19 protein-coding genes, 2 tRNA genes, 1 pseudogene and 1 riboswitch are annotated in these 24,660 nt (G+C 71.4%); of the genes and pseudogenes, 10 read left to right on the forward strand and 12 right to left on the reverse strand.

Annotated features, from left to right (window positions below):
- Positions 1 to 328: pseudogene (locus ACFXOA_RS28375) on the reverse strand (hypothetical protein); the annotation flags it as partial.
- Between the two features lie 206 nt (positions 329 to 534).
- On the opposite strand from ACFXOA_RS28375, the gene ACFXOA_RS28380 reads away from it, so the two are divergent.
- Positions 535 to 2,091: an amino acid permease gene (locus ACFXOA_RS28380; RefSeq protein ID WP_385034361.1), complete on the forward strand. Its 1,557-nt coding sequence runs from the start codon at positions 535 to 537 to the stop codon at positions 2,089 to 2,091.
- A gap of 90 nt (positions 2,092 to 2,181) precedes the next feature.
- Positions 2,182 to 2,255: transfer RNA gene (locus ACFXOA_RS28385), tRNA-Lys, on the forward strand.
- 135 nt (positions 2,256 to 2,390) lie between these two features.
- Here ACFXOA_RS28385 and ACFXOA_RS28390 read toward each other — a convergent pair.
- Together ACFXOA_RS28390 and ACFXOA_RS28395 are read right to left on the reverse strand one after the other, a co-directional pair.
- Positions 2,391 to 2,891: a hypothetical protein gene (locus tag ACFXOA_RS28390; protein WP_385034363.1), complete on the reverse strand. Its 501-nt coding sequence runs from the start codon at positions 2,889 to 2,891 to the stop codon at positions 2,391 to 2,393.
- Positions 2,888 to 4,342 (reverse strand): molybdopterin-dependent oxidoreductase, encoded by a 1,455-nt coding sequence (locus ACFXOA_RS28395; RefSeq protein ID WP_385034364.1) that lies wholly within the window; start codon positions 4,340 to 4,342, stop codon positions 2,888 to 2,890. The genes ACFXOA_RS28390 and ACFXOA_RS28395 overlap by 4 nt, the downstream gene beginning before the upstream one ends.
- An 872-nt stretch (positions 4,343 to 5,214) precedes the next feature.
- Between ACFXOA_RS28395 and ACFXOA_RS28400 the strand changes: the two genes are divergently transcribed.
- Entirely contained in the window at positions 5,215 to 6,762 is a 1,548-nt protein-coding gene (locus tag ACFXOA_RS28400) for an alanine/glycine:cation symporter family protein (RefSeq protein ID WP_385034366.1), read from the forward strand.
- Between the two features lie 171 nt (positions 6,763 to 6,933).
- On the opposite strand, the gene ACFXOA_RS28405 is transcribed toward ACFXOA_RS28400, so the two are convergent.
- On the reverse strand, positions 6,934 to 7,389 hold the full coding sequence (locus tag ACFXOA_RS28405; RefSeq protein ID WP_385034368.1) for a MarR family winged helix-turn-helix transcriptional regulator: 456 nt from the start codon (positions 7,387 to 7,389) through the stop codon (positions 6,934 to 6,936).
- Positions 7,390 to 7,554: 165 nt separating this feature from the next.
- Here ACFXOA_RS28405 and ACFXOA_RS28410 point away from each other — a divergent pair, with 165 nt between their 5' ends.
- A complete protein-coding gene (locus ACFXOA_RS28410; RefSeq protein ID WP_385034370.1) occupies positions 7,555 to 9,009 on the forward strand; it encodes an MFS transporter in 1,455 nt (484 codons plus the stop codon).
- 532 nt (positions 9,010 to 9,541) lie between these two features.
- Entirely contained in the window at positions 9,542 to 10,882 is a 1,341-nt protein-coding gene (locus ACFXOA_RS28415; RefSeq protein ID WP_385034372.1) for an ABC transporter substrate-binding protein, read from the forward strand.
- A 60-nt stretch (positions 10,883 to 10,942) separates the two neighbouring features.
- Here ACFXOA_RS28415 and ACFXOA_RS28420 read toward each other — a convergent pair whose 3' ends face one another.
- The 4 genes from ACFXOA_RS28420 to ACFXOA_RS28435 form a co-directional block, all read right to left on the reverse strand.
- Positions 10,943 to 11,164: a hypothetical protein gene (locus ACFXOA_RS28420; protein WP_385034374.1), complete on the reverse strand. Its 222-nt coding sequence runs from the start codon at positions 11,162 to 11,164 to the stop codon at positions 10,943 to 10,945.
- Between the two features lie 82 nt (positions 11,165 to 11,246).
- On the reverse strand, positions 11,247 to 11,399 hold the full coding sequence (locus tag ACFXOA_RS28425) for a hypothetical protein (RefSeq protein WP_385034376.1): 153 nt from the start codon (positions 11,397 to 11,399) through the stop codon (positions 11,247 to 11,249).
- A gap of 206 nt (positions 11,400 to 11,605) precedes the next feature.
- Positions 11,606 to 12,991 carry an FAD-binding oxidoreductase gene (locus ACFXOA_RS28430; RefSeq protein ID WP_385034378.1) on the reverse strand — a complete coding sequence of 462 codons (1,386 nt, stop codon included), beginning with the start codon at positions 12,989 to 12,991 and terminating at the stop codon, positions 11,606 to 11,608.
- Positions 12,992 to 13,385: 394 nt separating this feature from the next.
- Positions 13,386 to 13,703, reverse strand: coding sequence for a hypothetical protein (locus ACFXOA_RS28435; protein WP_385034380.1), 318 nt, complete (start codon positions 13,701 to 13,703; stop codon positions 13,386 to 13,388).
- A 214-nt stretch (positions 13,704 to 13,917) separates the two neighbouring features.
- Between ACFXOA_RS28435 and ACFXOA_RS28440 the strand changes: the two genes are divergently transcribed.
- The 5 genes from ACFXOA_RS28440 to ACFXOA_RS28460 all read left to right on the forward strand — a co-directional run bounded on the left by ACFXOA_RS28440 (position 13,918) and on the right by ACFXOA_RS28460 (position 18,834).
- Positions 13,918 to 13,991 (forward strand) — tRNA-Met (locus ACFXOA_RS28440).
- Positions 13,992 to 14,117: 126 nt separating this feature from the next.
- Positions 14,118 to 14,864, forward strand: coding sequence for a TipAS antibiotic-recognition domain-containing protein (locus ACFXOA_RS28445; protein WP_385034382.1), 747 nt, complete (start codon positions 14,118 to 14,120; stop codon positions 14,862 to 14,864).
- Positions 14,865 to 15,048: 184 nt separating this feature from the next.
- Positions 15,049 to 16,152, forward strand: a complete 1,104-nt coding sequence (locus ACFXOA_RS28450; RefSeq protein ID WP_385034409.1) for a PP2C family protein-serine/threonine phosphatase — start codon at positions 15,049 to 15,051, stop codon at positions 16,150 to 16,152.
- Between the two features lie 233 nt (positions 16,153 to 16,385).
- Positions 16,386 to 16,538: riboswitch (cyclic di-AMP (ydaO/yuaA leader) on the forward strand.
- Positions 16,539 to 16,549: 11 nt separating this feature from the next.
- A complete protein-coding gene (locus tag ACFXOA_RS28455) occupies positions 16,550 to 17,581 on the forward strand; it encodes a M23 family metallopeptidase (RefSeq protein WP_385034384.1) in 1,032 nt (343 codons plus the stop codon).
- 308 nt (positions 17,582 to 17,889) lie between these two features.
- Positions 17,890 to 18,834 (forward strand): aldo/keto reductase, encoded by a 945-nt coding sequence (locus ACFXOA_RS28460; protein WP_385034386.1) that lies wholly within the window; start codon positions 17,890 to 17,892, stop codon positions 18,832 to 18,834.
- 162 nt (positions 18,835 to 18,996) lie between these two features.
- Here the strand turns inward: ACFXOA_RS28460 and ACFXOA_RS28465 are convergent, their stop codons facing one another.
- The 4 genes from ACFXOA_RS28465 to ACFXOA_RS28480 all read right to left on the reverse strand — a co-directional run bounded on the left by ACFXOA_RS28465 (position 18,997) and on the right by ACFXOA_RS28480 (position 24,352).
- Positions 18,997 to 20,442 carry a PrsW family intramembrane metalloprotease gene (locus ACFXOA_RS28465; RefSeq protein WP_385034388.1) on the reverse strand — a complete coding sequence of 482 codons (1,446 nt, stop codon included), beginning with the start codon at positions 20,440 to 20,442 and terminating at the stop codon, positions 18,997 to 18,999.
- Positions 20,443 to 20,544: 102 nt separating this feature from the next.
- Positions 20,545 to 21,456 (reverse strand): tRNA (guanosine(46)-N7)-methyltransferase TrmB, encoded by a 912-nt coding sequence (gene trmB, locus ACFXOA_RS28470; protein WP_385034390.1) that lies wholly within the window; start codon positions 21,454 to 21,456, stop codon positions 20,545 to 20,547.
- The gene (gene lhgO, locus ACFXOA_RS28475) at positions 21,449 to 22,705 is read right to left on the reverse strand and encodes an L-2-hydroxyglutarate oxidase (protein ID WP_385034392.1); all 1,257 of its coding nucleotides are present in this window, start codon (positions 22,703 to 22,705) and stop codon (positions 21,449 to 21,451) included. Before lhgO ends, trmB begins: the two co-directional genes overlap by 8 nt.
- A gap of 144 nt (positions 22,706 to 22,849) precedes the next feature.
- Positions 22,850 to 24,352, reverse strand: coding sequence for a sporulation protein (locus ACFXOA_RS28480; protein ID WP_385034394.1), 1,503 nt, complete (start codon positions 24,350 to 24,352; stop codon positions 22,850 to 22,852).
- Positions 24,353 to 24,660 lie beyond the last annotated feature (308 nt).

Here is a 24,660-nt window from a genome sequence, read left to right on the forward strand (position 1 = left end):
CGGTGGTGACCGTCGGGACGACCGTGGTGGGCGTTCCTTCGAGCGTCGTGACGACCGTCCGTCGTTCAACCGCGACCGCCGTGACGACCGCCCCTCGGGTGGTTTCCGTTCCGGTGGTGACCGTCGGGACGACCGTGGTGGGCGTTCCTTCGAGCGTCGTGACGACCGTCCGTCGTTCAACCGCGACCGCCGTGACGACCGCCCCTCCGGCGGCTTCCGCTCCGGTGGCAGCGACCGCCCGTTCAACCGCGACCGTCGTGACGACCGTCCCTCCGGCGGCTTCCGCTCCGGTGGCGGCGACCGCCCGCACGGCCGCCGTGACGACCACCGCGGTGGCTCCGGCACCGGCACCGGCACCTTCGGCCGCCGTGACGACAAGCCGCGCTGGAAGCGCAACGGCTGATCGTCGCTGACCGACTGAACGGCAGGGCCCGTACGGCACTTCGGTGCTGTGCGGGCCCTGCCGCGTACGCGGCCGGACCCCGAGTGGGTGAGGGCGCATGGCGCGGCCCCGGCGAGGGCATCGCTGGGGGCATGACAAATGACGATGCCGCAGTCGCGGCACCCCCACCGGACGCCTCCGCGGGCGGGCCCGTGCCCACGGCGGACGAGGAACGGCTGGCCGAACTCGGCTACACCCAGGTCCTCGCCCGCCGGATGTCGGCCTTCTCCAACTACGCCGTCTCGTTCACGATCATCTCGGTGCTCTCCGGCTGCCTGACCCTGTACCTGTTCGGCATGAACACCGGCGGTCCCGCGGTCATCACCTGGGGCTGGGTCGGCGTCGGGCTGATGACGCTGTTCGTGGGCCTGGCGATGGCCGAGATCTGTTCGGCGTACCCGACCTCCGCGGGCCTCTACTTCTGGGCCCACCGCCTCGCCCCGCCGCGCTCGGCCGCGGCGTGGGCCTGGTTCGCCGGGTGGTTCAACGTGCTCGGCCAGGTCGCGGTGACCGCGGGCATCGACTTCGGCGCGGCGTCCTTCCTCGGGGCGTACCTGAACCTGCAGTTCGGATTCGAGGTCACCCCGGGCCGGACGATCCTGCTCTTCGCGGCGATCCTGGTGCTGCACGGTCTGCTGAACACCTTCGGGGTCGGCATCGTCGCCTTCCTCAACAACGTCAGCGTCTGGTGGCACGTCGCCGGGGTCGCCCTCATCGTGGGCGCGCTCACCTTCGTGCCGGACTCCCACCAGTCGGCGTCGTACGTCTTCACCGAGTTCGTCAACAACACCGGTTGGGGGAGCGGCTTCTACGTCGTGCTGATCGGTCTGCTGATGGCGCAGTACACCTTCACCGGCTACGACGCCTCCGCCCACATGACCGAGGAGACCCACGACGCGGCCGTGGCCGGTCCGCGCGGCATCGTGCGTTCCATCTGGACCTCGTGGATCGCGGGGTTCGTGCTGCTGCTCGGCTTCACCTTCGCCATCCAGTCCTACGACGGCGCGCTGAACTCACCGACCGGGGCACCGCCCGCCCAGATCCTCCTCGACGCGCTCGGTGCCACCACGGGCAAGCTCCTGCTGCTCGTCGTGATCGGGGCCCAGCTCTTCTGCGGAATGGCCTCGGTGACCGCGAACAGCCGCATGATCTACGCCTTCTCGCGCGACGGGGCACTGCCCTTCTCCCGCCTCTGGCACACGGTCAGCCCCCGCACCCGTACCCCCGTGGCGGCCGTCTGGCTCGCGGCGCTCGGCGCGCTGGCCCTCGGCCTTCCGTATCTGATCAACGTCACCGCGTACGCGGCGGTGACGTCCATCGCGGTCATCGGCCTCTACATCGCCTACGTCATCCCGACCCTGCTCAGGCTGGTGCGCGGTGACGACTTCGTGCGCGGGCCGTGGCACCTGGGCCGGTGGTCGCGGCCGATCGGTGTGGTCGCCGTGGTCTGGGTGGGGGTGATCACGGTGCTCTTCATGCTGCCCCAGGTGTCCCCGGTCACCTGGGAGAGCTTCAACTACGCCCCGCTCGCCGTCCTGGTGGTCCTGGGCTTCGCCGCCGTCTGGTGGCTGGTGTCCGCACGGCACTGGTTCCTCAAACCGGCCCTCCCCGCGCAGAAGGCCCCGGCCGACGGGAAACCGGCGGACTGAGCCGGCCCACCCGGGCGCGACCGGGCCCGGCACCCGATACCCGATCGGCTGCCGGGCCCGGTGGGGCTATGCTCGTGGGTGATCCATCAGGGGCCGTTAGCTCAATTGGTCAGAGCAGCGGACTTTTAATCCGTTGGTTGTGGGTTCGAGTCCCACACGGCCTACCTGGTGCGGTCGGAAGGGCACCCCTCCGACCTGCGACGCGGCGCCCCGTTCGGCTTCGGCCGGGCGGGGCGTCCCGCTTTCCGCCCGCGACCGGACATCCGTGGCGTCCGCCGTCCGTCACCTCGGCCCGGCGCTCACTCCGCCCCGGCCGCCGGCCGCGCGGGGCGGGACCGGAGCGTCCGGACCACGAGCGCGAGGGCGGAGAGCGCGAAGAGCACGGCGGAGATCAGCAGCCAGCGCCCGAGGAAGACGTCGTCGGGGAGTGTCGTGTAGGCGGTGAAACGGTTGCCCTGCCTGAGGATGAGCGGGAAGTACGTCAGGAACAGGAGCCCGGAGAGGAAGACGGGGACGCGGACGTAGTTGATCAGAGGGCCTGTCGTGCGGGGCGTCCCCCCGGACGCGGCGCGGGGGCGGCGGCCGTCGATCAGGGTCCGGGCGGCCCGGTCGGTCACGGAGTACAGGGGCAGCAGGACCAGGTCGTGGAGGAGGGCCGCCCCGACGAACCAGAGGACGACCTTCCACGGTTCCTGGCCGCTCAGGAGCCGGATGCCGGCGTAACCGGTCAGGGCGAACGAGGCGAGCACCAGGAGCAGGTGCAGGGGCGAGGCGCCGTAGCGCGCCGTGAACCGCTTCATGCTCCGGCTCCGAACGTCAGTGTGGTGACCCACTTCGTGTTGTGCACACCCGGGTTGGCGGGGACGATCACCCGAGCGGGATAGCCGTGGTCGGGGGAGAGGTCGGCGCCGTTCACCCTCAGGGCGAGCAGCGAGCGTGCGTCGCGGACCTGGTTGTCGCGCAGGGTGGTGGAGCGGAACGAGCCGCTGCGCTGCGCCGATTGCACGAATACCCCCGGGGCGCGGTCCTCGTAGCCGACGAGGGCGGCGAGGTCCCGGAGCCGCACACCGCTCCACTGCTGGTCCTCGGTGGACCATCCCTCGACGCAGGCGATGGGGAGCGCGGCTTCGTGCTGGGGCAGCGCCAGCACCTGCGCGCGGGTGAGGACCCGCTCCCGGTCCGGTCCGCGTACGACCAGGCGCCAGGCCGGGCCGACGTCACGGGCCCGGATGCCCACGCCGGCCGCGGTCTTGTTGACCTGGAAGCCGTTCGGCCCGGGGCCGGGGTCCTGGCCGCGCGGGGCGAGGAGTGCGGTGGCCCGCCAGGCCCCGCCGATGCTCTGGCCGGCGGTCACGGCGAACAGCAGCAGCGAACCCGCGCCGACCATGGTGAGCGCCCCTCGCCGGGAGAGGGTGGGCGCGTCGGGCTCCGGGGCGGCGAGACCGGTCGGGTCGGACGCGGTCGCGGTGGACCCGCCGGTCGTGCCGGGTGTGGGTGCCGCGGGTCCGTCGGCCGGCTTCTCGCCGTGTCCCGCCCGCGGCCGGGTGCGGAGTTCGCCGGAGCGGAGCGTGCGGAGCATGAACGGGATGCGCAGGAGCACGTGGACGGTGAACGCGCCGATGAACACCCACGCGCCGTAGAAGTGCAGGGTGTAGAAGGAGCCGGGGAAGAGGTAGTCGAGCTGGATGTTGAGCAGGCCGGTCGCGAACTCGAAGAGCACGCCGCCGACGAGCAGCAGCACGGAGAGGCGTTCGAGGGCGTGGGCGGCCGACCTGACCGGCGGCCAGGTGAAGAGCCGGGGGACGACCGACCAGAGCTTCGCCAGCAGCACGGGGATGAGCACGATGCCGAGCGTGACGTGGACGCCCTGGTTGAGGCGGTACAGCCAGTGCGGGTCGGTCGGCCAGGGGAAGAGGTAGAAGCCGAGCCAGCCCCGGTCGGGTGTCTTGTCGTTGCCCCCGAGGTCCGGGTTGTACGCGGCGTACGAGAGCAGGCCCGTGACGAACATCAGTGGGATCCCGACGAGCAGGACGGCGCCGAACACCGAGGTGAGCCACGGGCCCCGCAGCGGGCTGCGCCAGAAACCCGGGCGGGTCGGGCCGGCCGGAGGGCCCTCGCGCAGCAGGCCGGCCACCCCCGGCCGGGGGCGGCCGGGGGCCCGCAGGGTGGAGCCGGTCCGACGGGCGGGCCGGTCGGGGGGCCGGTCTCCGGGGGTGGCGGAATCCCGGTTCCGGCCGTCTTCCTCGTTCATCGCTCCCCTAGCCTGTGCCGATCTGGTGGTGAACCACCTGAACACGGACGATTCGGGGCGCCGGGGAGTGAGCGCGTGTCTCCCGGCCCCGTCACCCCGCGGACGGCCGGATGCGGCCGCCTGCAGACCTGCGGACCGGCACCGGCGGGCCCCGGGTCCGCAGGCGGGGCCGCGGCGCCCGGGGCCGTCCGCGTGGGCGCGCCCCTCAGCCGTTCCGGCCGGACGTCGTGAGGGACCGGACCCGGGGGCGGTGAGCGAGGAGCGTTCCGCGTCAGCCGGCTCCGGGCCGGACCTGTCAGGCTGCCGGTCCGGCCCGAAGCGGTGGGAACAGGGCACCGTCATGCGCCCCCTTCCGCCTGTTCTTCGGAGCCGTGGCCCCGGCGGATGGGTCCGACGGGCGAGCGGACGGGCTCTTCACCCCATCAGGTGAAGAGTCTGTCCACGCCCGCCGTCGTGCCGAGGGGAGCGGGGCCGCCTCGTGTCCGGCCCTCGGGAAGTCCTCCTGCTGCCGGATTCGCCGTCGGCGCCGCGTCCATGACCTCACATCAGGTGTCCGATACACGGATATCGCGGCGCGTATAACGATCGGATTACCGGACCAGTGAATTCCGGTATTACTTTTCGTCACGTGATCTGCGTCACTAAAGATTCGGTAAAGAGCGTGGTAGACATGCCCAACTCCGCACACGGCCCCGCTCGGCCGTGGCAGGGAGTGACCGGCCCCGGCCGGTAGCCGGACCAGGGTGCCGGTGGGACAGGTCCGCGGCGGAGCCGCGCGGCCCGGTCACCGAAGGACAACGGCGTCGCCCACACCCGACCATCGACCGGCGGTGTCCCCACGTGCCGGTCCTGCGCCATCGAGGTAGGAAATCGTGTCACTCGAGTCCATGACCGAATCCATCGACGACGGGGTCAGCGGGTTCTTCGAACCCATCGCCAAGTGGCTCGGCGAAGTCGTCTTCTACGCCGTCCCTGTCGGCGGCACGGATCTGCCGCTGATCGTCGCCTGGCTCGTCGTGGCGGGCCTCGTCTTCTCCGCCTGGTTCGGCCTCGTGCAGTTCCGGAAGTTCCGGCTCGCCGTGTCCGTCGTGCGCGGGAAGTACGACGACAAGGACTCCGCCGGCGAGGTCAACCACTTCCAGGCGCTGACCGCGGCGGTGTCCGGGACCGTGGGTCTCGGCAACATCGCGGGTGTCGCCGTCGCCGTCTCGATCGGAGGCCCCGGCGCCACGTTCTGGATGGTCCTGTGCGGGCTGCTCGGCATGGCGACCAAGTTCGTCGAGGTCACCCTCGGCGTGAAGTACCGCGAGGTGCACGACGACGGGACGGTCTCCGGCGGGCCGATGCACTACCTGCCCAAGGGGCTGGCGGACCGCTTCGGCGCGAAGGGCGGCCGTCTGGGCAAGGTCCTCGCCGTCCTGGCCTCGATCATGATCCTCTTCTTCGGCCTCTTCGGCGGCAACCTGTTCCAGGTCAACCAGTCCTACGCCCAGCTCGTCTCCGTCACCGGCGGCGAGAACGGCGCCGTCGGCTCCTCCGCCGGTGCGCTCCTCTTCGGCATCCTCGTCGCGGCCCTGGTCGGTGTCGTGCTGCTCGGCGGCATCCGCTCCATCGCCTCGGTGACCAGCCGACTGGTGCCGGCCATGGCGATCATCTATGTCGTCGCCTGCCTGGTCGTCATCCTGGTGAACATCGCCCACGTCCCCGCGGCCGTCTCCGAGATCATCGAGGGTGCCTTCGATCCGGAGGGCGTCGCCGGCGGTGTCCTCGGTGCGCTGATCATCGGCTTCAAGCGTGCCGCCTTCTCCAACGAGGCGGGCCTCGGGTCCGCCCCGATCGCCCACTCCGCGGTCAGGACGAAGCACCCCGCCAGCGAGGGCCTGGTGGCGCTGCTGGAGCCGTTCATCGACACCGTGGTCATCTGCACCATGACGGCGCTGACCATCGTCATCGCCGACCCGGCCAGCTGGGGTGAGGCCCGCGCCGGTGAGTCCGTCGGCGGTGTCACCATCACCTCGGACGCCTTCGAGACGGTGCTGCCCTGGTTCCCCTACATCCTCACGCTCGCCGTCATGCTGTTCGCCGTCTCGACCGTGCTCACCTGGGGCTATTACGGTCTGAAGGCCTGGACGCACCTCTTCGGCCGCAGCAGCGCCGGCGAGACCGTCTACAAGGCCCTCTACACCCTGTTCGCGGTCGCCGGTTCGCTCCTGACCCTGCAGACCCTTATCGACATGGCCGATGCGGTGCTGTTCACCCTCGCCGTCATCAACATCATCGGCCTCTACCTCCTGGCCCCCGTCGTCAAGCGGGAACTCGACCGCTTCCTCGCCTACGTCCGGGCGCGCGACGCCGGGGAGGAGATCCCCGCGGACCCCGAGGACCCCGAGGGGCGGGAGCCGGTCCGGACCACCGCGTGACCGCCGCCGGACCGCTTCGGCGGACCGGGCGGACCGGGTGAGGAGGCGGGGCGTTCCCGGCCGGGGACGCCCCGCCTCCGTGCGTACGGCGCGGTCCCGCGCGGTACGTTCCCGGGTTCGTGCGTACGGCGCGGTCCCGCGAGGTACGTTCCCGCCTCCGTGCGTACGGACTCAGGGGCGGGGCCAGGGCCGGCCGCCGAGGCGCTCGATGTCCATGTTGAAGCGGCGCAGATAGCCGGCGAAGGCGGAGATGTCCTCGTCGGACCAGTCGGTCATGACCCGCTCCAGCGAGGTGACCATGCCCTCGCGTTCCGCGTCGAGCGCCTCGGCACCCGCGTCGGTGATCCTGAACTTGCGGGCCATGCCCCCGTCGGGGTCGGGGATGCGTTCCACGAGGCCCGCCCGCATGACGGCGGCGGTCTGCCGGTTGAGGGTGGACGCGTCGAGATCGAAGGCCTCGCTGAGCTCGCCGACCGACATCGGGCCCTGGATGCGGATGCGGCTGAGCAGGATGTACGCGCTGCGCTCCAGGACGCCGTCCTGGCGCCTGCCCTTTCTGTGGGTGAGCAGGCCGTGTCGGCTGAGCAGCATCTGCTCGTACTCGACCTCGTGCGTTGCCCTGGTCATCCTCGGGCACCTCCTGCTTCCTGCCGGGCGAGGCCGGGTGTCGTCGTGCGTACGGACTTCATCGTATGTTTACACGGATGTGCATAGGCCACACGATGTGCATGATGCAATTAAAGTGTACGATGCCAGAACTGCCGGTCGAGAGATAGCCGAGGACACCCAGACATGGACGCCACCCAGCCCACAGCCAGAGCAGGCGGTGTGATCACGACGCTGGCGCTCGCCGGCACCGTCGCGGCGATCATGCAGACGCTCGTGACCCCGCTCATCGCGGAACTGCCCCGGATCCTCGACACCTCGTCGTCGAACGCGGCCTGGGTGATCACCGTGACCCTCCTGGTCGCCGGTGTGTGCGTACCTGTCACCGGGCGGCTCGGGGACCTGGTCGGCAAGCGCCGGATGCTGCTGGCCTGTTCGATCCCGCTGATCGCCGGGTCCGTCGTGTGCGCGCTGGCCTCCTCGGTGGTGCCGATGATCATCGGCCGAGGGCTCCAGGGCATGGGCATGGGCATGGTCCCGCTGGGTATCGCGCTGCTCCGTGACGTGGTGCCCGCCGAGAAGCTCAGCGGTTCGATCGCCCTGGTCAGCGCCTCCATGGGCATCGGTGGCGCGCTCGGCCTGCCGATCTCCGCGGCCGTCGCCGAGTACACCAGCTGGCGCGTGCTGTTCTGGGGCTCCGCGGTCCTCGCACTGATGATCGCCGTGCTCATCTGGGTCTTCGTCCCTGACGTCCCCGCCGGCGCCAAGGGGCAGCGCTTCGACGCGCCCGGCGCCGTCGGGCTCGCCATCGGGCTCGTCTCCCTCCTGCTGGCCATCTCCAAGGGCGCCGACTGGGGCTGGGGATCGGGTACGACGCTCGGCCTGTTCGCCGTGGCGGTCATTGCACTCGCCTCGTGGGGGTTCTACGAACTGCGCACCCGTGACCCGCTCGTCGACCTGCGTACGACGGCCCGGCCGAGGGTGCTGCTGACGAACGTCGCGTCGATCCTGGTCGGCGTCGGCATGTACTCCTTCATGCTCATCGCCCCGCAGCTGCTCCAGTTCCCCGAAGCCACGGGATACGGCCTCGGGCAGTCGATGCTGGCCGCGGGCCTGTGGATCGCTCCCGGCGGCGTGATGATGATGATCGTCTCCCCGCTCGGCGGGAAGCTGATCAACGCACGCGGCCCGAAGGTCGCCCTGGTCCTCGGGGCGCTCGTGATCTCCGCCGGGTACGGCCTCTCCCTGTTCCTCATGGGTTCCGCCTGGGGGCTGATGATCGTCGGAATCGTCATCAACAGCGGTGTCGGTCTGGCCTACGGCGCGATGCCCGCCCTGATCATGAGCTCGGTCCCGCTCTCCGAGACCGCCGCGGCCAACGGCTTCAACACCCTGATGCGCTCGCTGGGTACGACGATCGGGTCCGCCGTCATCGGCGTGGTGCTGGCGCAGATGACCATCAGCATCGGCGGCTTCTCGATCGCCTCCGAGGGAGGTTTCCGGGTCGGCCTGACGATCGGCTGCGGAGTCGCCCTGGTCGCCGCCGCTGTCGCCGCGTTCATCCCCGGCCCGGCCCGGTCCGCCGGTGACGCCGGGAAGACCGGCCCCGGAGTCGCCGACAAGGTCTCCGTAGAGGCCTGATACCTGCTCCAGGAGCGCCCCGTCCGGTCCACCGGGCGGGGCGCTCGCGCGTGCCCGGGTCCGTGAACTCGTCGCTGCAAGGGCATTGACCCCGGCCGTAGGCCGACTTACGTTCTTGGCGTTGCCCTTCGTATGTCATATATGAGACGCGATATGAGAGCCGAGCGCCGTATGCAGCCAGCCATGAGTCCCCCGCCGCGCGGCGCTCTGCGCCGCGGGAGACGCTGACCGCTCCGCCGCCCCTGAGGGGGGCGCGGACGCCGCCCCTGAGGAGGGCGCGAACGCCGCCCCTGAGGAGGGCGCGAACCGCCTCGCCGCCTCCGACCCCGCCGCTCCACCCGCCGCCCGCCGCCCGTTTCCGCTTCCAGGGGTACCCATGGCCTCCTGCAAGCGCTTTCTATCCCCAGTCGCCCACGAAGCCCCAGTCGCCCACGAAGCCCCAGAACCCCATCCGCTCCGCACGGTTTCGCGCCGCGTCGGCAGGTGTCCGGCGTCAGCGTCCCCCACGAGCACTCGGAGAAAAGAGCCGACCATGACCACAGCCCGACGCAGCCGACTGGCCGCCGCCATATCCCTGGTCTCCGCACTGGCCCTGACCGCGACCGCGTGCGGTGACGACGGCAGCGGCATGACCGGGGCTCAGGGCGCCGAGGGGCCGGGTACCGGGAAGATCGTGTTCTGGGACGAGAACGGTGGTGTGCGCACGGCGATCTGGAAGGAGATCATCGCCGACTTCGAGAAGGCGAACCCGGACATCGACGTGCAGTACGTCGGCATCGCCTCCACCGAGGCCCAGTCCAAGTACGACACGGCCATCCAGGGCGGCGGTCTCCCCGACGTCGGCGGAGTGGGAGCCGCGATGGTCGCCGGCATCACCGCCCAGGACGCCCTGGAGCCGCTGGACGACCGGATCGCCGGCAGTTCCCTCAAGGGCAAGCTCAACGAGGCGATGCTGGAGAACGTGAAGAACGCCGCCGGCCGGGACGAGACGTACACGGTGCCGATCTCCGCCACCAACGGCGTCCTCTACTACCGCACGGACCTGTTCGAGAAGGCCGGACTCGACGAGCCGGACACCTGGGACGAGTTCTACGAGGCGGCGGCCAAGCTGACGGACAAGCGCAAGAACTCCTTCGGCTACACCATCCGAGGCGGCCCGGGTTCCATCGCCCAGGCGCTGGACGCGATGTACGGGCAGTCGGGCATCGACTCGTTCTGGGACGAGTCCGAGACGCACACCACGGTCAACGACCCGAAGAACGTCGCAGCCCTGGAGAAGTACGCGGGCCTGTACAAGAAGGTCACCCCGGAGGCCGACCTCAACAACGACTTCACCAAGATGGTCGCCCAGTTCGACTCCGGTGGCATCGCCATGCTCAACCACAACCTCGGTTCGTACCAGGACCACGTGAGCTCGCTCGGCGTCGACAAGTTCCGGGGTATCCCCCAGCCCGAACTGGCCAACGGGAAAAGGGTGATGGTCTCCAACCCGGTCTCCGGGCTGGGGTTGCTGAAATCGTCCGAGAACAAGGCGGCGGCCTGGAAGTTCATCGAGTTCGCCGCCTCGCACGCCTCGAACTCCAAGTTCAGCGAGTCCGCGGGACTGATCCCGGCCAACAAGGAGGCCGCCGAGGACCCCTGGCTCGACAAGGCGGAGACAACCAAGCTCGGGGCCGAGGCGCTGTTCTCCGGGAACACCGAGATCGTCCAGCTGCCGTACTACCTGCCGGACTGGAACACCCTGTCGAAGGCCGACAGCGAAGCGGGCTTCCAGAAGGTCCTGCTGGGCAAGACGAGCGCCAAGGACTTCCTGGACTCGTTCGCCGAGAAGCTCGACGAGGCCCAGGCGGAGTGGAAGGAACAGCAGGGCTGACGGCGGCGGGACTCCCGTCCCGGGTGGTGGTCCCGGGACTGGGGGGGCCTGTGCGGCTGGTCAGTCCAGGCCCTCTTCGCGCAGTTCGTACATGAGGAGGAAGGCGCGGTAGGTGTCCGCGGGGACCTCCTGGCAGACGTCCGGGCGCTCGGTCATCGTCGAGGTGTTGTCGAGCGCCCGCCGGCAGGCCGCCTCGGTCTCGGCCTCGGACGGGAGGTTCACGAGATAGGCGGCGATCAGCAGGCCAACCGCGAGGACGATCACGCCGATACGGATTCGCATGGCCTTCCAACGAGCACGCACCCGGGGCGGTCACTCGTACGCCCCGGGGCGCACGGTCACCCCGTACGCCCCGGGGCGCCCGTCACTCGGGCTCGTCGGCGGCCGGGGGGAGGTCGGGCTCGATGAACAGACCCGCGTACTGCGGTGCCGGCAGAGGGGTGGCGACGGCACGGTCGGCGACCGCGGGCGCGGTGTCGGCGGAGCGCCGGGTCGTGCGTGCGGGCAGGTCGGTCATCTCGGGTGTCCTGTACGTCGGTGTGTGGTGAGAGCCCCTGGACCGTGCCGTCACATGATCACCGGACCGGTCCCGACCGGCAGCGCGACGAGGTGCCGCTGCCGGTGCCGCTCCGCTCCGGGGGCGTCCGGATCATCGTGCGGTGCATGCAGACTGTAACCCTCGCGGCACGGCTTTCCCCCGGAATTGGCGGCCCGGATCGATCGTCAGTGTGCCGCGGCGGGCTCGATGTTCTGGTTTGCGTGGAAGAGGTTGTGCGGGTCGTAGGTCCGCTTGACCTCCGCGAGGCGGTCGTAGTGGCCGCGGTAGGTGGCCCGGACCCTGTCCTGGCGCTCGCCCGCGCCCAGGAAGTTGACGTAGGCGCCGCCCATCGAGTGCGGGTGCAGAGCCTCCCAGTAGCCGACCGCCCAGTCACGTATCGCCCCGGCGTTCGCGGGGTCGGGGTCGATGCCGCCGATCACCCCGGACCAGACGGCGTCGCGGTAGGCCCAGGCGGTGTCGTCGGGGCCCACACGGCCCGCGACCCCGTCGACCGGGTACAGGTGCATGGTCGACAGGCCGGTGGGGAGCTTCTCCGCGAACTCCGCGTGCACGTCGACCGCGTCGTCGGTGATCCGGTCGAAGAAGTCCCCGCGCCAGTACCACTGGAGTCCGGCCGGGATGAGTCCGTCGAACATCGCCTGGAGCGCCGGGTAGGGCATCGGGGCGGTGAAGTGGAAGGCGGGCGGGCCCGGTTCGTGCACCACGGCGAGCGTCTCCTCCAGCGCCTCCGGGGCCGAGGTAGAGGACCACACGACGCCGCACATCTTCTGTCCGTGGATCTCCTCGGGGAAGGGCGGCGCGGGCGGTACGCACAGCGAGGCGAAGAAGCCGTACAGATCGTCGGGTGCCTGCGGCAGGAAGTCCCGGTACCAGCGCAGTACGTCCGGGAAGAGCTCCAGCGGCCAGACGGTGGCGCCGGCGCCCACCGTGTCCACCGGATGCAGTTCGAGGTCGAAGGACGTGACGACGCCGAAGTTGCCGCCGCCGCCCCGCAGGGCCCAGAACAGGTCCGGGTTCTCGCTCGGGTTGGCGGCGACGAAGCTCCCGTCGGCGAGCACCACGTCGGCGGAGACCAGATTGTCCACCGTGAGGCCGTACTTGCGGGTGAGGTAGCCGTGACCGCCGCCGAGGGTGAGGCCTCCGATGCCCGTCGTGGACATGATGCCCGCCGGGGTGGCGAGGCCGAAGGCGTGGGTGGCGTGGTCGAGGTCCCCGAGAGTCGCGCCGCCGTCCGCCTGTGCTGTCTGGATCGCGGGATCGACCCGGACGCCCCGCATGGGGGAGAGGTCGATCGTCACGGCGTCGTCCGCCAGGCAGAGGCCGGGCCCGCTGTGCCCGCCTCCGCGGACCGCGACGTCCAGGCCGTGCTCGCGGACGAAGTCGACGGCGGCCATGACGTCCGCGGTGTCGCGGCACTCGACCACGGCTGCGGGCTTCTTGTCGATCATGGCGTTGTAGACCGTGCGCGCCTGCCCGTATCCCGGATCGCCCGGACCGATGACCGGGCCCCGCAGCGCGGTTCTCATGGTCTCGAGCAGGGTGGCGTCCATGATCTCTCCCAGGTCGTGTACCTCGGTGGGCCCTGCCGCCGTGGCGGCCCGGAGCCGTTCTCCCGGGCGGACGACGCCCCCTCGTTCCACTTCCCGGTCGATGTCCGTCCCCGGTTTCCGGGCGGTGTCCGTCCCCGGCGCGCGGGCTCCCGGCGTGCTCCGGTGTTCCGCGCACGTGGGGGCCGGACGGCGGACCGGGGCGGTCCCGTCCCGGTCCGCCGGGCGGGCCGCCGTGCCCGGTGCCGACGGCGCGGATGCGGTGCCGACGGGACCGGGTACCGGAAGGGCCTGTCCCTCAAGCGTCCCGCCGGTCCGGACACCACGCAATCGCGGAGCGCCCCTGGCCCGGTGGGGGTCGCGCCCGCGCCCGCCGGTGCGTACCGAGGGGGTGTGCTCAGCTCTGCCGTGCGGGCGGAGCGGTCTCCTCGGCGGCTTCCGCGGGGGGCGCTGCCGCGGGGGCCGCTTCCGTGCCCTTGCCGCGCAGGTGCACCATGAGCCCGATGAATCCGGCGGCGAATCCGCTGAACAGGCCCGATATCCCGTGGTTCAGAGCGTTGGCCGCGGCTCCGTCGGGTACGCCGATCACCAGGTAGTTCACACCGGCGCTGATCACCGAGCCGAAGACGGCCCCGATCAGTCCACTGACGAGGGACACCCGAAGGGGCGACGGCGTGGCCGGGGAGATCGGGGCGGGTCTGTGCGGTGCGGACATGGTCTAAAGCCCTCCAGACAGGCGGAACACGGAATCGAGGCGTGCGACGGCAGCCCCGGCGACGCCACTCTGCCCGCCAACGTCACGTTTCGCAGCAGGTGTTGGTGGTTCGTGTCCATGTCGAGAGCTCCCTCCTGGAGCCCGGGGGAGGGGCGCCGGCGGCGAAAGTGGTCGGAGCACCCTTCCGGATGACGTAGAGTTGTACTCACAACGACGCGGGGTGGAGCAGCTCGGTAGCTCGCTGGGCTCATAACCCAGAGGTCGCAGGTTCAAATCCTGTCCCCGCTACTGAAGACAAGGGCCCGGATCCTTCAAGGATCCGGGCCCTTGTCGTACGGCGGTACGGCCTCTGTGCTGCTGCCCGCGGTGAGCGTGCTTGACCTTGACGCTACGTGAAGATCTAGCGTTCCGGGCATGGAGTGGTCCATCCAGGAAATCGCCAGGCGTGCCGGCACCACCAGCCGGACGCTCCGGCACTACGGGGACATCGGTCTCCTGGCGCCGAGCCGCACCGCCGCCAACGGCTACCGCTACTACGACCAGGACGCCCTGGTCCGGCTCCAGCGGGTCCTGCTGCTGCGGGAGCTGGGTCTCTCACTGCCCGCGATCAAGGACGTGCTGGAGGGGCAGCGGGACCCCGCTGCGGCGTTGCGCACCCATCTGCGCCTGCTGGAGCAGGAGCGGGAGCGCGTCGGGCGGCAGATCGTCTCGGTGCGGACCACTCTCCGGCGGATCGAGGAAGGGGAGGAACTCATGGCCGAGGACGTGTTCGACGGCTTCGAGCACAGCAGGTACGAGCAGGAGGTCACCGAGCGCTGGGGCCGCGAGGCGTACGAGCGCGGTGACCGCTGGTGGCGCGGGCTGGGCCAGGAGGAGCGCGCCCGCTTCGTGGGCGAGCACGACGCGATCGCCCGGGACTACGGTGAGGCGAGGGCGGCCGGACTCGGGCCGGGAAGCGACGAGGTGCAGGAGATCGCCCGGCGGCACTGCGCGTGGCTTTCGGTGACCACGGATGTCACACCTTCGTACGTGACCGGTCTCGCGGAGATGTATGTCTCCGATCCGCGTTTCGCGAGGAACTACGATCGCCACGGAGACGGAACTGCCGTCTTCGTACGGGATGCACTGACGATCCACGCGCAGCACCGGCTCTCCGGCTGACCCCCGGGGCGCGGGGCGGCACGCTCCTCCCTTCGGCCCACAGGGCCACGCCGCACGGCGAGGCTCCGGCGGGACCGGGTGGGGCGCGGTACCGTCCGCAGCCGTGGGCGGACCGGGCAGGAGTACACAGGTGGGGAAGCAGGAGCTGCGCCGCGGCGGATCCGGCGGGGGCACGCGTTCGCGGATGTTCGTGCGCTATCTCCCGGCGCTGATGATCTGTGTGGGGGTGGTCTTCGACCTGGTGACGCCCACCAGGGTGTCGGCCGTCCCCCTCTTCGCCGCCGCCCCGCTGATCGCGGCACCGTTCTTCTCGATGGCCTCGACCGTCCGGACCGGCGTGGCCGCGTTCCTGGTGGTGCTCGCCATCCGCCTCTCGGACGGCCGTATCGCCGAGGTGGTGCCGATCACCGATCTGCTCACGGTGTTCACGGTGTCCGTGCTCTCGCTCCTCATCAACCGGGTGGTACGCCGCGGCAACGAGCAGCTGGCCTCGGCCAGGGTGATCGCCGAGACCGCGATGAGGGCGGTGCTCCCGGTGCCGGACGACCGGATCGGCGGGCTGCTGGTGGCGGCCCGTTACGAGGCCGCCCAGGCCGACGAGTTCGTCGGCGGCGACCTCTTCGCCGTGGCGGACACCCCGTACGGGGTGCGTCTGGTGGTCGGTGACGTCCGGGGGAAGGGGCTGGACTCCGTGGCGGCGGTGGCCGTCGTCATCGGCGCCTTCCGGGAGGCAGCCGAGCAGGAGCTGTCGCTGGAGGGTGTCGTCCAGAGGCTGGAGCGGGCGCTGGCCAGGGAGGGGTCGCGGCGTGGCGGCCTCGACTCCATGGAAGGGTTCGTCACCGCCGTCCTCGCGGAGGTGCCGGCCGGTTCGGACATCCTGCGGGTCGTCAACCGGGGGCATCCGGAGCCGATCGTGCTGCACGCGGACGGGGCACTCGACGTGCTCGCGCCGACCGTGCCCGCCCTGCCGCTCGGGATGGGCCTGGACACGGGACCCGACCGCTCGGACGAGTGGACGCTCCCGGCCGGGGCGACGTTCCTGGCGTTCACCGACGGGCTGTCGGAGGCGCGGGACGCGAACGGGGTCTTCTACGATCCGGCGGCCCGGCTGCGTGGCCGGCTCTTCCCGGGGCCGGACGAGATGCTGTCGGCGCTCACCGACGACGTACGGCTGCACACCGGAGGACGGTCGACGGACGACCTCGCGCTCCTCGCGGTCGGACGCCCTTCCCGCGGGCAGTCGGCCCGGCGGACGACGGTGAAGATCGTGGGGCGGGGCGGTGAATGAGCGGTCGCGACGTTCGGTAGTCGCAGGACCCCGCTCCGCATAACATTTGACGAACCGTCAGAAACCGGTGGCCGGATCAGGGGCGCTCAACTCGCCCGGTTGCGCCTGATTGATCCGTTGAAGTCCAGGCCGAAGCCTTCAGAGATCTGCCGGAACGGCTTGGAATCAAAGCCTGGTGTCTATTAACGTTCGATAACGCAGCGCGGTTGTACCTGCCGTCGCAAGAGGCGGCACCGTGCGCAGCGCCGAATTCCGCAAGGGAACCGGGGAACCACCTACATGGGGTGAATCGGACACCTGTGTCTCGAGAGAGGCGAAGGGGTCCGTAGGAGACCTTCCTGCTCCGAACCCGTCAGCTAACCCGGTAGGCGAGAAGGAAGGAAAGGAGAGCGCCCACGTGGCGTCGAATCAGCCTGCCCCCGAGGCTCCGTCAACCTTCGGCTTCGGTGAACCGGACAGGCCGGGAGAGGAATGGAACCCCACCGAGGAGTCCATCCGTCCCGTACGCGGCCGTCATCGCGTGGCCAAGCAGCGCGGTCTCGCCCGTAGCTCCACCGTCCTCGGGGTCGGTGTCATCGCGGCTGTCGGCGCGGGGGGCATGGCCACCGCGCAGAGCAAGCCGCCGGTCTCCATCTCTCTTCCCGATTCCATCGCCGACAACCTTCCTGACGTCAAGTCCCTGCCCGGCGTAGGCGCGTTCATGGGTGACGGCTCCGGCGCGGACCAGCAGACGGCCGCCCTGGGATCTCCGCTCACGACCGCGGGAATCACCGAGGCCGAGGCCGAGCAGGGTGCCACCGACGCGGGCGAGGCGCTGCGCGCCCGCATCCTCCAGCAGGCCGAGCAGCAGCAGGCCGGCGCCGATGCCGAGGCCAAGGCCGCGGAGGAGCAGGCCGCCGCCGAAGCGGCCGCGGCACAGGCGGCGAAGCAGCAGAGCGCTGCGGAGAAGGAGGCCGCCGCCAAGAAGAAGGCGGCCGAGGAAGCGGCGAAGAAGAAGGCGGAGGCCGAGCGCCTTGCCAAGCTCGCCGCGAGCTACGCCATTCCGACCTCGTCGTACACGATCACCTCGACCTTCGGCCAGGCCGGTTCGATGTGGTCCTCGGGCCATCACACCGGGCTGGACTTCGCGGCCCCCACGGGCACGCCGGTCAAGGCCGTGCACAGCGGGACGGTCAAGTCGGCCGGCTGGTCCGGCTCGTACGGTTACCGCACGGTCCTGGAGCTCGAGGACGGCACGGAGGTCTGGTACTGCCACCAGTCGTCGATGGACGTCACCGCCGGACAGAAGGTCACCACCGGCGAGACCATCGGCCGGGTCGGAGCCACGGGCAACGTGACGGGGCCCCACCTCCACCTGGAGATCCACACGCCGGACGGCACGGGCATCGACCCGATGGGCTGGCTGCAGAGCAAGGGTCTCTCGATCTGATCCAGACGCCGGTATCCGGCGCTTCGAAACCCCGGCGGTCCTGACGCACAACCCCCCGACGTCAGGGCCGTCGGTCTGTCCGGGGCGGTGCGGGCGCGGGCGGTCGGTGGGCGGGCCCGTCGGGCTTCCCGGCTTCGGGCTCTTCGGGCTCACGAGTCCGGGCTTTCGGCTCCGGGCTTACGGCTTCCCGGGCGGGGGCGCGCGGCAGTCGGGGAAGACGGCGCCGGCCGGGACTGTGGCGGCAAGGACACCGGCACGGACGCCGGTGAAGTGGAATACGAGGCTCCCCTGATCTGTTGTCGCCTTCCATGACTTCTCTTCGCACGCTCGGATCATCCGACCTCAAGGTCTTCCCCCTCGCCCTCGGCGGCAACGTGTTCGGCTGGACGGCCGACGAGCGGACGTCGTTCGCGGTGCTCGACGAGTACGTGTCGGCCGGCGGCAACTTCATCGACACAGCGGATTCCTACTCCGCCTGGGTCCCCGGCAACGAGGGCGGTGAGTCGGAGACCCTGATCGGCAAGTGGCTCGCGGCCCGCTCCCGTCGCGACGATGTCGTCATCGCCACCAAGGTCGGCGCACACCCCGCGTACAAGGGCCTCTCGCCCGCCACCATCAAGGCGGCGGCCGAGTCCTCGCTGCGCCGGCTGGGCACGGACCACATCGACCTCTACTACACGCACTTCGACGACGAGACGGTCCCCGTCGAGGAGATCATCACCGCGCTCGACCAGTTGGTGAAGGCCGGGACGGTCCGGGAGATCGCCGCCTCCAACATCAGCCCCGAGCGGCTGCGTGCCTCCCTGGACTTCTCCGAGCGGGAGGGCCTGGCACGCTACGTGGCGCTGCAGCCGCACTACAACCTCGTCTCGCGCGACACCTACGAAGGCGCTCTCCAGGATGTGGCTGCGGGCGCGGGGCTCGCCGCGGTCCCGTACTTCGCACTCGCCTCAGGGTTCCTCACCGGCAAGTACCGCCCGGGTACCCAGGTCGACAGCGCCCGTGCCGAGGGCGCCGGCAAGCACCTGGAGACCGAGCGCGGCCGCAAGGTGCTGGCGGTCCTCGACAAGGTCGCCCAGGAGCACGGCGCGGAGATCGCGACGGTCGCCCTGGCCTGGCTGGCGTCCAGGCCCACCGTCGCCGCACCGATCGCCTCCGCGCGGACCGTCGGCCAGCTGCCCGCCCTGACGGCCGTGGCCGGGCTCCGGCTGACCGAGGCCGAACGTGCCGAACTGGACGCGGCATCGGCCTGACCCGGCCGGGCACCCGAGGTCCGCAGGCCACGTGAGGTCCCGCCGCCCCGGAGCCCTCCGGGCACCTCAGGCCTCCGTGTGCATCAGGCCTCCGTGCACCTCAGGCCTCCGGGCACCTGAGGCCCCCCGGGAGATCTGAGCCGTCATCCGGTCACCGGGGTCTCAGGCGGGTGGTGTCCGCCGGCCGCCGTCGTCCAGGTACGGGTTGTAGCCCCCGTAGTGCCGGTGAGGGGCGGGGAGCGGCCGCGGATGCGCGCCTTCCGGGGTGAACTGCCGGGGAAGCGGCGGAGCGGGTGGGGCCCCTCGCAGCCGCCCGGTCGCTCGTGCGGCGTAGGTCAGGGCGGGGCCGGCGACGTCCCGGCGATGCCAGAGGTGGTGCAGCAACTCCTGCTCACGGAGGGCGAAGTCGGGGCCCGCACCGTCGTGGCGGGCCCTGCGCCGCAGCATGGCCAGCGAGGTGGCGAAGGATTCGTACTCCGCGACGGTACGCGCCGCCGCCTTGCCCCGGGCGCGGTCGGGGTGGCCGTTCCAGTGCCGGGCCATGTCCCTGGCCATGCCCCGGGCGCGCATCGAGGCCAGCGCGAGGGGCTCGGCGGGGGTCAGCCAGCCCGCCGCGGCGTAGACGGGCAACTCGGTGGAGAGGACGCGCAGCTCCCGCTGGCGCGACCAGACAGCCAGCCAGGTCACCAGGGCGAAGCACGGCACCATGAACACGCCGTACACCACGTAGAAGCCGTACCGGCCGAAGGACGAGGAGCCGTTCCACAGGGCGTGCATGCCGATCGCGCAGGCGAGCCCGAGGACCGGCAGGACGATCCGGCGCACCCGGTGCCGGGGCCCGCCCGGTGCGGCGATCCCGAAGCCGATGCCGGAGAGCACCGTGAACAAGGGGTGCGCGAAGGGCGACATCACCACGCGGACGAAGAACGTCCCCACCGTCAGCGAGGCGAAGCCGGTGGTCCCGAGCTGCTGGTCCTCCCCGAAGGCATTGCCCAGGTAGAGGATGTTCTCGGTGAAGGCGAAGCCGGTCGCGGTGAAGCCGGCGATCACCACCCCGTCGACGATGCCGGCGAACTGCCGTCTCCGGAAGAGGAAGATCAGCAGGATCGCGACGGCTTTGGCGCTCTCCTCGACGACGGGGGCGACGACCGTGGCCCCCAGGGTGTCGGCGCTCGCGGGGTCGGCCGTGGCCGTCGCTATCCAGCGGGTCGCGAAGGAGTTGGCGATGATCGCCACGAGCGCCGCGGCGCACGCACCCCAGGCGAAGGCGAACAGCAGGTTCCGCCAGGGACCCGGTTCGACCCGGTCGAGCCAGCGGAACGCCGACATCAGCAGCGGTACGGGCAGCACGGCCAGTCCCAGCCCCACCAGGAACCCCTCGGTCCCCGTCTGCTGACGGACCAGGGCCAGGATCACGAGACCGCACAACGCGAGCACCGTGATCAGCGCGCCGGCGCGGAACGCCTTGCTGCGCCAGACCATGCCGACCCGGCGGGGCCGGTATCGCCACTGGCCTCGCTCCGGGACGGCCCCCAGGAACTCGTCGAGCTGCTGCTCCTCGAGAACCGGGACGGCCGGCTGCTCATGCTGCACGGACCCCTCGGACACCTGACGACCCTAACGAGGATCACCGACAACCCGCCACGGTGCACCGGCCGGGGGCACCCCGTCCGACCGGATCCCGCCCTGCTCGCGGTCGGCGGAGGCCGGTCAGCGGCGGGTGAACAGCACGTCGTGCACGACGTGTCCCTTGTCCAGCCCCTGGCCCTCGAAACGGGTCAGCGGCCGGAACGCGGGCCGGGGCGCGTAGCCGCCGTCGGTCCGGGTGTTCTCGAACCTGGGGTGAGCCGTGAGGACTTCGAGCATCTGCTCGGCGTACGGCTCCCAGTCGGTCGCGCAGTGGAGGACGGCTCCGGGCTTCATCCGCCCCGCGACCAGGTCGAGGAACTCCGGCTGGATCAGCCGTCGCTTGTGGTGGCGCTTCTTCGGCCACGGGTCGGGGAAGTAGACGCGGAGGCCTTCCAGCGCCTCGGGCTCCAGCATCTCGCGGAGCAGGATGATCGCGTCACCGTTGGCGACACGGACGTTGGACAGACCCGCACGGTCCGCGAGGCCCAGCAGGTTTCCCTGGCCCGGCGTGTGCACATCGACGGCGAGGATGCCGGTGTCCGGGTCGTCCGCCGCCATCTGGGCGGTCGCCTCGCCCATGCCGAAGCCGATCTCCAGGACCACCGGGAGCCCGTCGAAGAGCGTCGGCAGGTCGAGGACGCCGCGTCCGTCGATGTCGAGGCCCCACTTCGGCCACAGCCGCTGGAGCGCGTCCTCCTGGCCGGCCGTGACCCTGCTGCGGCGCGGCTGGAAGCTGCGGATCCGGCGCTCGTGGTGCGAGCCCGCCGGGTCGGCGGCCGGGCCGCCGGGGAACCGGGGCTCCTGGCGCAGCCGGCGCTGGCGCTCGAACGACGCGGCACGCCGCTCCGCCGCGTCGGCGTCCGCCTCCGCGTCTGTGAGCGGCGTGGTGCCGGATGCGGTCTCCGGGGCCACGGGGGTCGTCTCCGGCATCGCGGGGGACGCCTCCGGGGCGGGGCCGGGCGTCTCGGGGGTGGGGTTCGCAGGCTCAGACACAATGCCCCGATTCTACGGCGGGCGGTGTCCATCCCGTCGCCCGTGCCCGCAGCAGGGCCCGGCGTGCCACCTCCCTCCCGATGGGAAGCGACGCGGTCGCCGCGGGCGACGGGGCGTTCAGGACGTGCACGGTGTGCGGGGCGTCCCGGATCAGGAAGTCGTCGACCAGCGTGCCGTCGCGGAGGACCGCCTGCGCCCGCACCCCGGCCGGTGACGGCCGGAGATCCGCCTCGGTCACCTCGGGCAGCAGCCGCTGGACGGCCCGGGTGAAAGCGGACTTGGAGAGGGATCTGCGCACCTCGCCCGCGCCGTACCTCCAGTGCCGCCGGGCGATGTGCCAGGAACCGGGCCACGCCAGGGTGGCGGCGAGCTCACGCGGGTGGACGTCCGTACGGTGGTACCCCTCGCGGGCCAGCGCCGGCACCGCGTTCGGCCCGACGTGCACGGTGCCGTCGACGCCCCGGGTGAGATGCACGCCGAGGAAGGGGAACGCGGGATCGGGCACCGGGTAGACGAGCCCGCGCACCAGCTCGGGCCTGGCCAGCTCGTAGTACTCCCCCCGGAACGGCACGATGCGTGCCCCCGGGTCGTCGCCCGCGAGCAGGGCCACCCGGTCGCTGTGCAGCCCCGCGCAGTTGACCAGCACCCGGGCCCTGACGACCTCGCCGTCCGCCGTGCGCACGGCGACGCCCCAGGGCCTGCGGTCGACGGCGACGACCTCCGCGCCGTAGCGGATGCGGCCCTCCGCCTCGCCGACCTCGGAGGCGAGACGGGCGGCGACCGCCGTGAAGTCGCACACCCCCGTTGTCCCCACCCGGATCGCGGCGACCCCGCTCACATGCGGCTCGTACTCCGCGATCTGCGCGGGACCGAGCTCCCGGACCGGCAGCCCGTGCGCCCGGCCGCGCTGCACCAGGGCGTGCAGCCGGGGCAGCTCCTCGCTCCCGGTCGCCACGATCAGCTTGCCGGTCACCTCGTGGGCGATGCCGTGCTCGGCGCAGAAGGCGGTCATCTCGGCGGAGCCCCGGAGGGCGTAGCGCGCCTTGAGCGAGCCGGGCGGGTAATAGACACCGCTGTGGATCACCCCGCTGTTGCGCCCGGTCTGGTGCCTGGCGGGGCCGGACTCCTTCTCCAGCACCGTGACCCGGGTGCCCGGCGCGGTGCGCGTGAGGGCGTAGGCGGTCGACAGACCGACGATTCCGCCACCGATCACCAGTACGTCGCAGTCGTACGCCGCGTGCGTCATCATCACGCCACCTCCCACCCCGATAGTGCACTGACCCACTGACAACGGGCTCAAACCACGGGTGGCGCCTGCGTGGCGCGATGTGTGCCCCGGTCCGGGAGGACCGGGGCATCCCGACGGTGCGCGGGACCAGCCGCCGTGCCGCGTCTACACGGGTGCGACGAGCAGGGGGCGGGCCCGCTCGCGCAGTTCGGCCACGCGGGGCTCGTCCCCGTACGGCTCCAGGCGGTGCAGCAGGTCGCGCACGTACTCGGTGGTGCGCGCCGACGAGATGCGCCCGGCCACCTCCACCGCGCGGGTCCCCGCCGCGCAGGCCGCGTCGAGGTTGCCCGACTCCAGTTCGGCGACGGCGGACACCACGAGCATCAGTCCGTGGGAGCGGACGAACTCGTCGGTGGGCCTGGAGAGGGCCTGTTCGGTGAAGCGCCGGACCTGACGGGGCGCCTTGAGGTCGCGGTAGCACTCGGCGGCGTCCGCGGCGAACCTGTCGTAGGAGTAGAAGCCGAGCCAGGCCGGGTCCGAGTCGCCGGTCCTGGAGCGCTCCAGCCAGCTCTCGGCGGCCCGCAGCGCGGCCCCGGCCGCGGGCGCGTCCCCGGCCTTCGCGTGGGCCCGTGCCTCCACCAGCCGGAAGAAGCTCATGGTCCGGGCTGTGGCGAGCCCGCGGTTGCGTTCGGCGGCCGCCTGGGCGAGGTCCACGCCCTCGTCGGCGAACCCCCGGTACGTCGCCTGCAGGGACATCGACGCCAGGACGTATCCGCCCAGCGGCACGTCGGCGGCGGCCCGGGCCAGGCGCAGCGCCTGGATGTAGTAGCGCTGGGCGGCCTCCTGCTGGCCGGTGTCGAAGGCCATCCAGCCGGCGAGTCTCGTCAGCTCGGCCGACGCCCCGAAGAGCGCCCGGCCCACCTCGTCGCTGTAGGAGCCCAGCAGGAGCGGTGCGGCGTCGACGCGTAAGCACTCCGGGACCATGGAGGAACGCCAGTCCCCGCCGCCGTACTTGGAGTCCCAGCGTCGGGCGTCCTGGGCCGCCTCGCGCAGCTTGGTGACGTCGTTGTGCCCGACGCGCAGCAGGGGACTCTCCACCATGCCCGGCTGCTCCGGTACCGGCTGTGCCACCGGCGGTGCGCCCCGTGCCCCGGACGTGCCCTCCGGGGCGAGGAGGGAGGCCCGGGCGGCGGTGGTGTCCCGCGCGACCGAGGGATCGGCGGGGGATATGAGCCAGCGGGAGGCGGGGGTCGCGTACGCGCTCACCGCGAAGGATCCGGCCAGGGACTGCCAGATGCCGCCGCCCCTGCGTCCCGCGAGCTCCAGCCGGTACAGGTCGGTCGCGGACCGGACCGCCTCACCCACGTCCCGGGGGAAGGCCAGGCCGACCTCCGGCGCCGGATCGGCGTCGGCCAGCCCGATCTCGTGCAGCGGGACGGGACGGCCGAGTTTGGCGCCTATCGCCGCCGCGATGAGATGGGGGGCGGCGCCCTGCGGCACCATCCCCTTGGCGACCCAACGGGCCACCGACGTCTTGTCGTAACGAAGTGTCAGACCGCGCTGTGCTCCGAGGTCGTTGACCCGCCGGGCGAGGCCGGCGTTGCTGATTCCCGCGAGGGCGAGAACCGTGCCGAGCCTCTCGTTCGGCCCGCGTTGCTCCCTGGACATGCGCCACCCCTCGACACACAGACGGCCGCCGCGTCGCCATCGGGCGCGCGGCATTCGTACCGTGTTCTCCCCAGCTACGGTCCCGGGCACTCCGGCCGCACACGCATTTGGCCGAGCCCCGTGGAATATGCCGCCCTGCTGAGAACATCGGTACACCCAGCGTAGTTCGCCGCATCCCCACCGTTAAGGGGCAGAACTCCGTATGGCGGGAATGTTGCCCGTGCCCGGCGGCGTGCCCCCGCCGTGTGGCCGTGCGCCCGGCCGTGCGCTCTTCACCGCCCGGTGCGCAAGCGCTTCGATGGGCTCTG

This window comes from Streptomyces sp. NPDC059166 (assembly GCF_042755185.1).
Taxonomy (GTDB): domain Bacteria; phylum Actinomycetota; class Actinomycetes; order Streptomycetales; family Streptomycetaceae; genus Streptomyces.

Coding starts and splice junctions, on each gene's coding strand:
- ACFXOA_RS28415 (WP_385034372.1), top strand. CDS start 9,542: ATGACCACAGCCCGACGCAGCCGACTGGCCGCCGCCATATCCCTGGTC.
- ACFXOA_RS28390 (WP_385034363.1), bottom strand. CDS start 2,891: ATGAAGCGGTTCACGGCGCGCTACGGCGCCTCGCCCCTGCACCTGCTC.
- ACFXOA_RS28425 (WP_385034376.1), bottom strand. CDS start 11,399: ATGACCGACCTGCCCGCACGCACGACCCGGCGCTCCGCCGACACCGCG.
- ACFXOA_RS28460 (WP_385034386.1), top strand. CDS start 17,890: ATGACTTCTCTTCGCACGCTCGGATCATCCGACCTCAAGGTCTTCCCC.
- ACFXOA_RS28435 (WP_385034380.1), bottom strand. CDS start 13,703: ATGTCCGCACCGCACAGACCCGCCCCGATCTCCCCGGCCACGCCGTCG.
- ACFXOA_RS28420 (WP_385034374.1), bottom strand. CDS start 11,164: ATGCGAATCCGTATCGGCGTGATCGTCCTCGCGGTTGGCCTGCTGATC.
- ACFXOA_RS28410 (WP_385034370.1), top strand. CDS start 7,555: ATGGACGCCACCCAGCCCACAGCCAGAGCAGGCGGTGTGATCACGACG.
- ACFXOA_RS28395 (WP_385034364.1), bottom strand. CDS start 4,342: ATGAACGAGGAAGACGGCCGGAACCGGGATTCCGCCACCCCCGGAGAC.
- lhgO (WP_385034392.1), bottom strand. CDS start 22,705: ATGATGACGCACGCGGCGTACGACTGCGACGTACTGGTGATCGGTGGC.
- ACFXOA_RS28480 (WP_385034394.1), bottom strand. CDS start 24,352: ATGTCCAGGGAGCAACGCGGGCCGAACGAGAGGCTCGGCACGGTTCTC.
- ACFXOA_RS28380 (WP_385034361.1), top strand. CDS start 535: ATGACAAATGACGATGCCGCAGTCGCGGCACCCCCACCGGACGCCTCC.
- ACFXOA_RS28405 (WP_385034368.1), bottom strand. CDS start 7,389: ATGACCAGGGCAACGCACGAGGTCGAGTACGAGCAGATGCTGCTCAGC.
- ACFXOA_RS28450 (WP_385034409.1), top strand. CDS start 15,049: ATGTTCGTGCGCTATCTCCCGGCGCTGATGATCTGTGTGGGGGTGGTC.
- ACFXOA_RS28445 (WP_385034382.1), top strand. CDS start 14,118: ATGGAGTGGTCCATCCAGGAAATCGCCAGGCGTGCCGGCACCACCAGC.
- ACFXOA_RS28430 (WP_385034378.1), bottom strand. CDS start 12,991: ATGGACGCCACCCTGCTCGAGACCATGAGAACCGCGCTGCGGGGCCCG.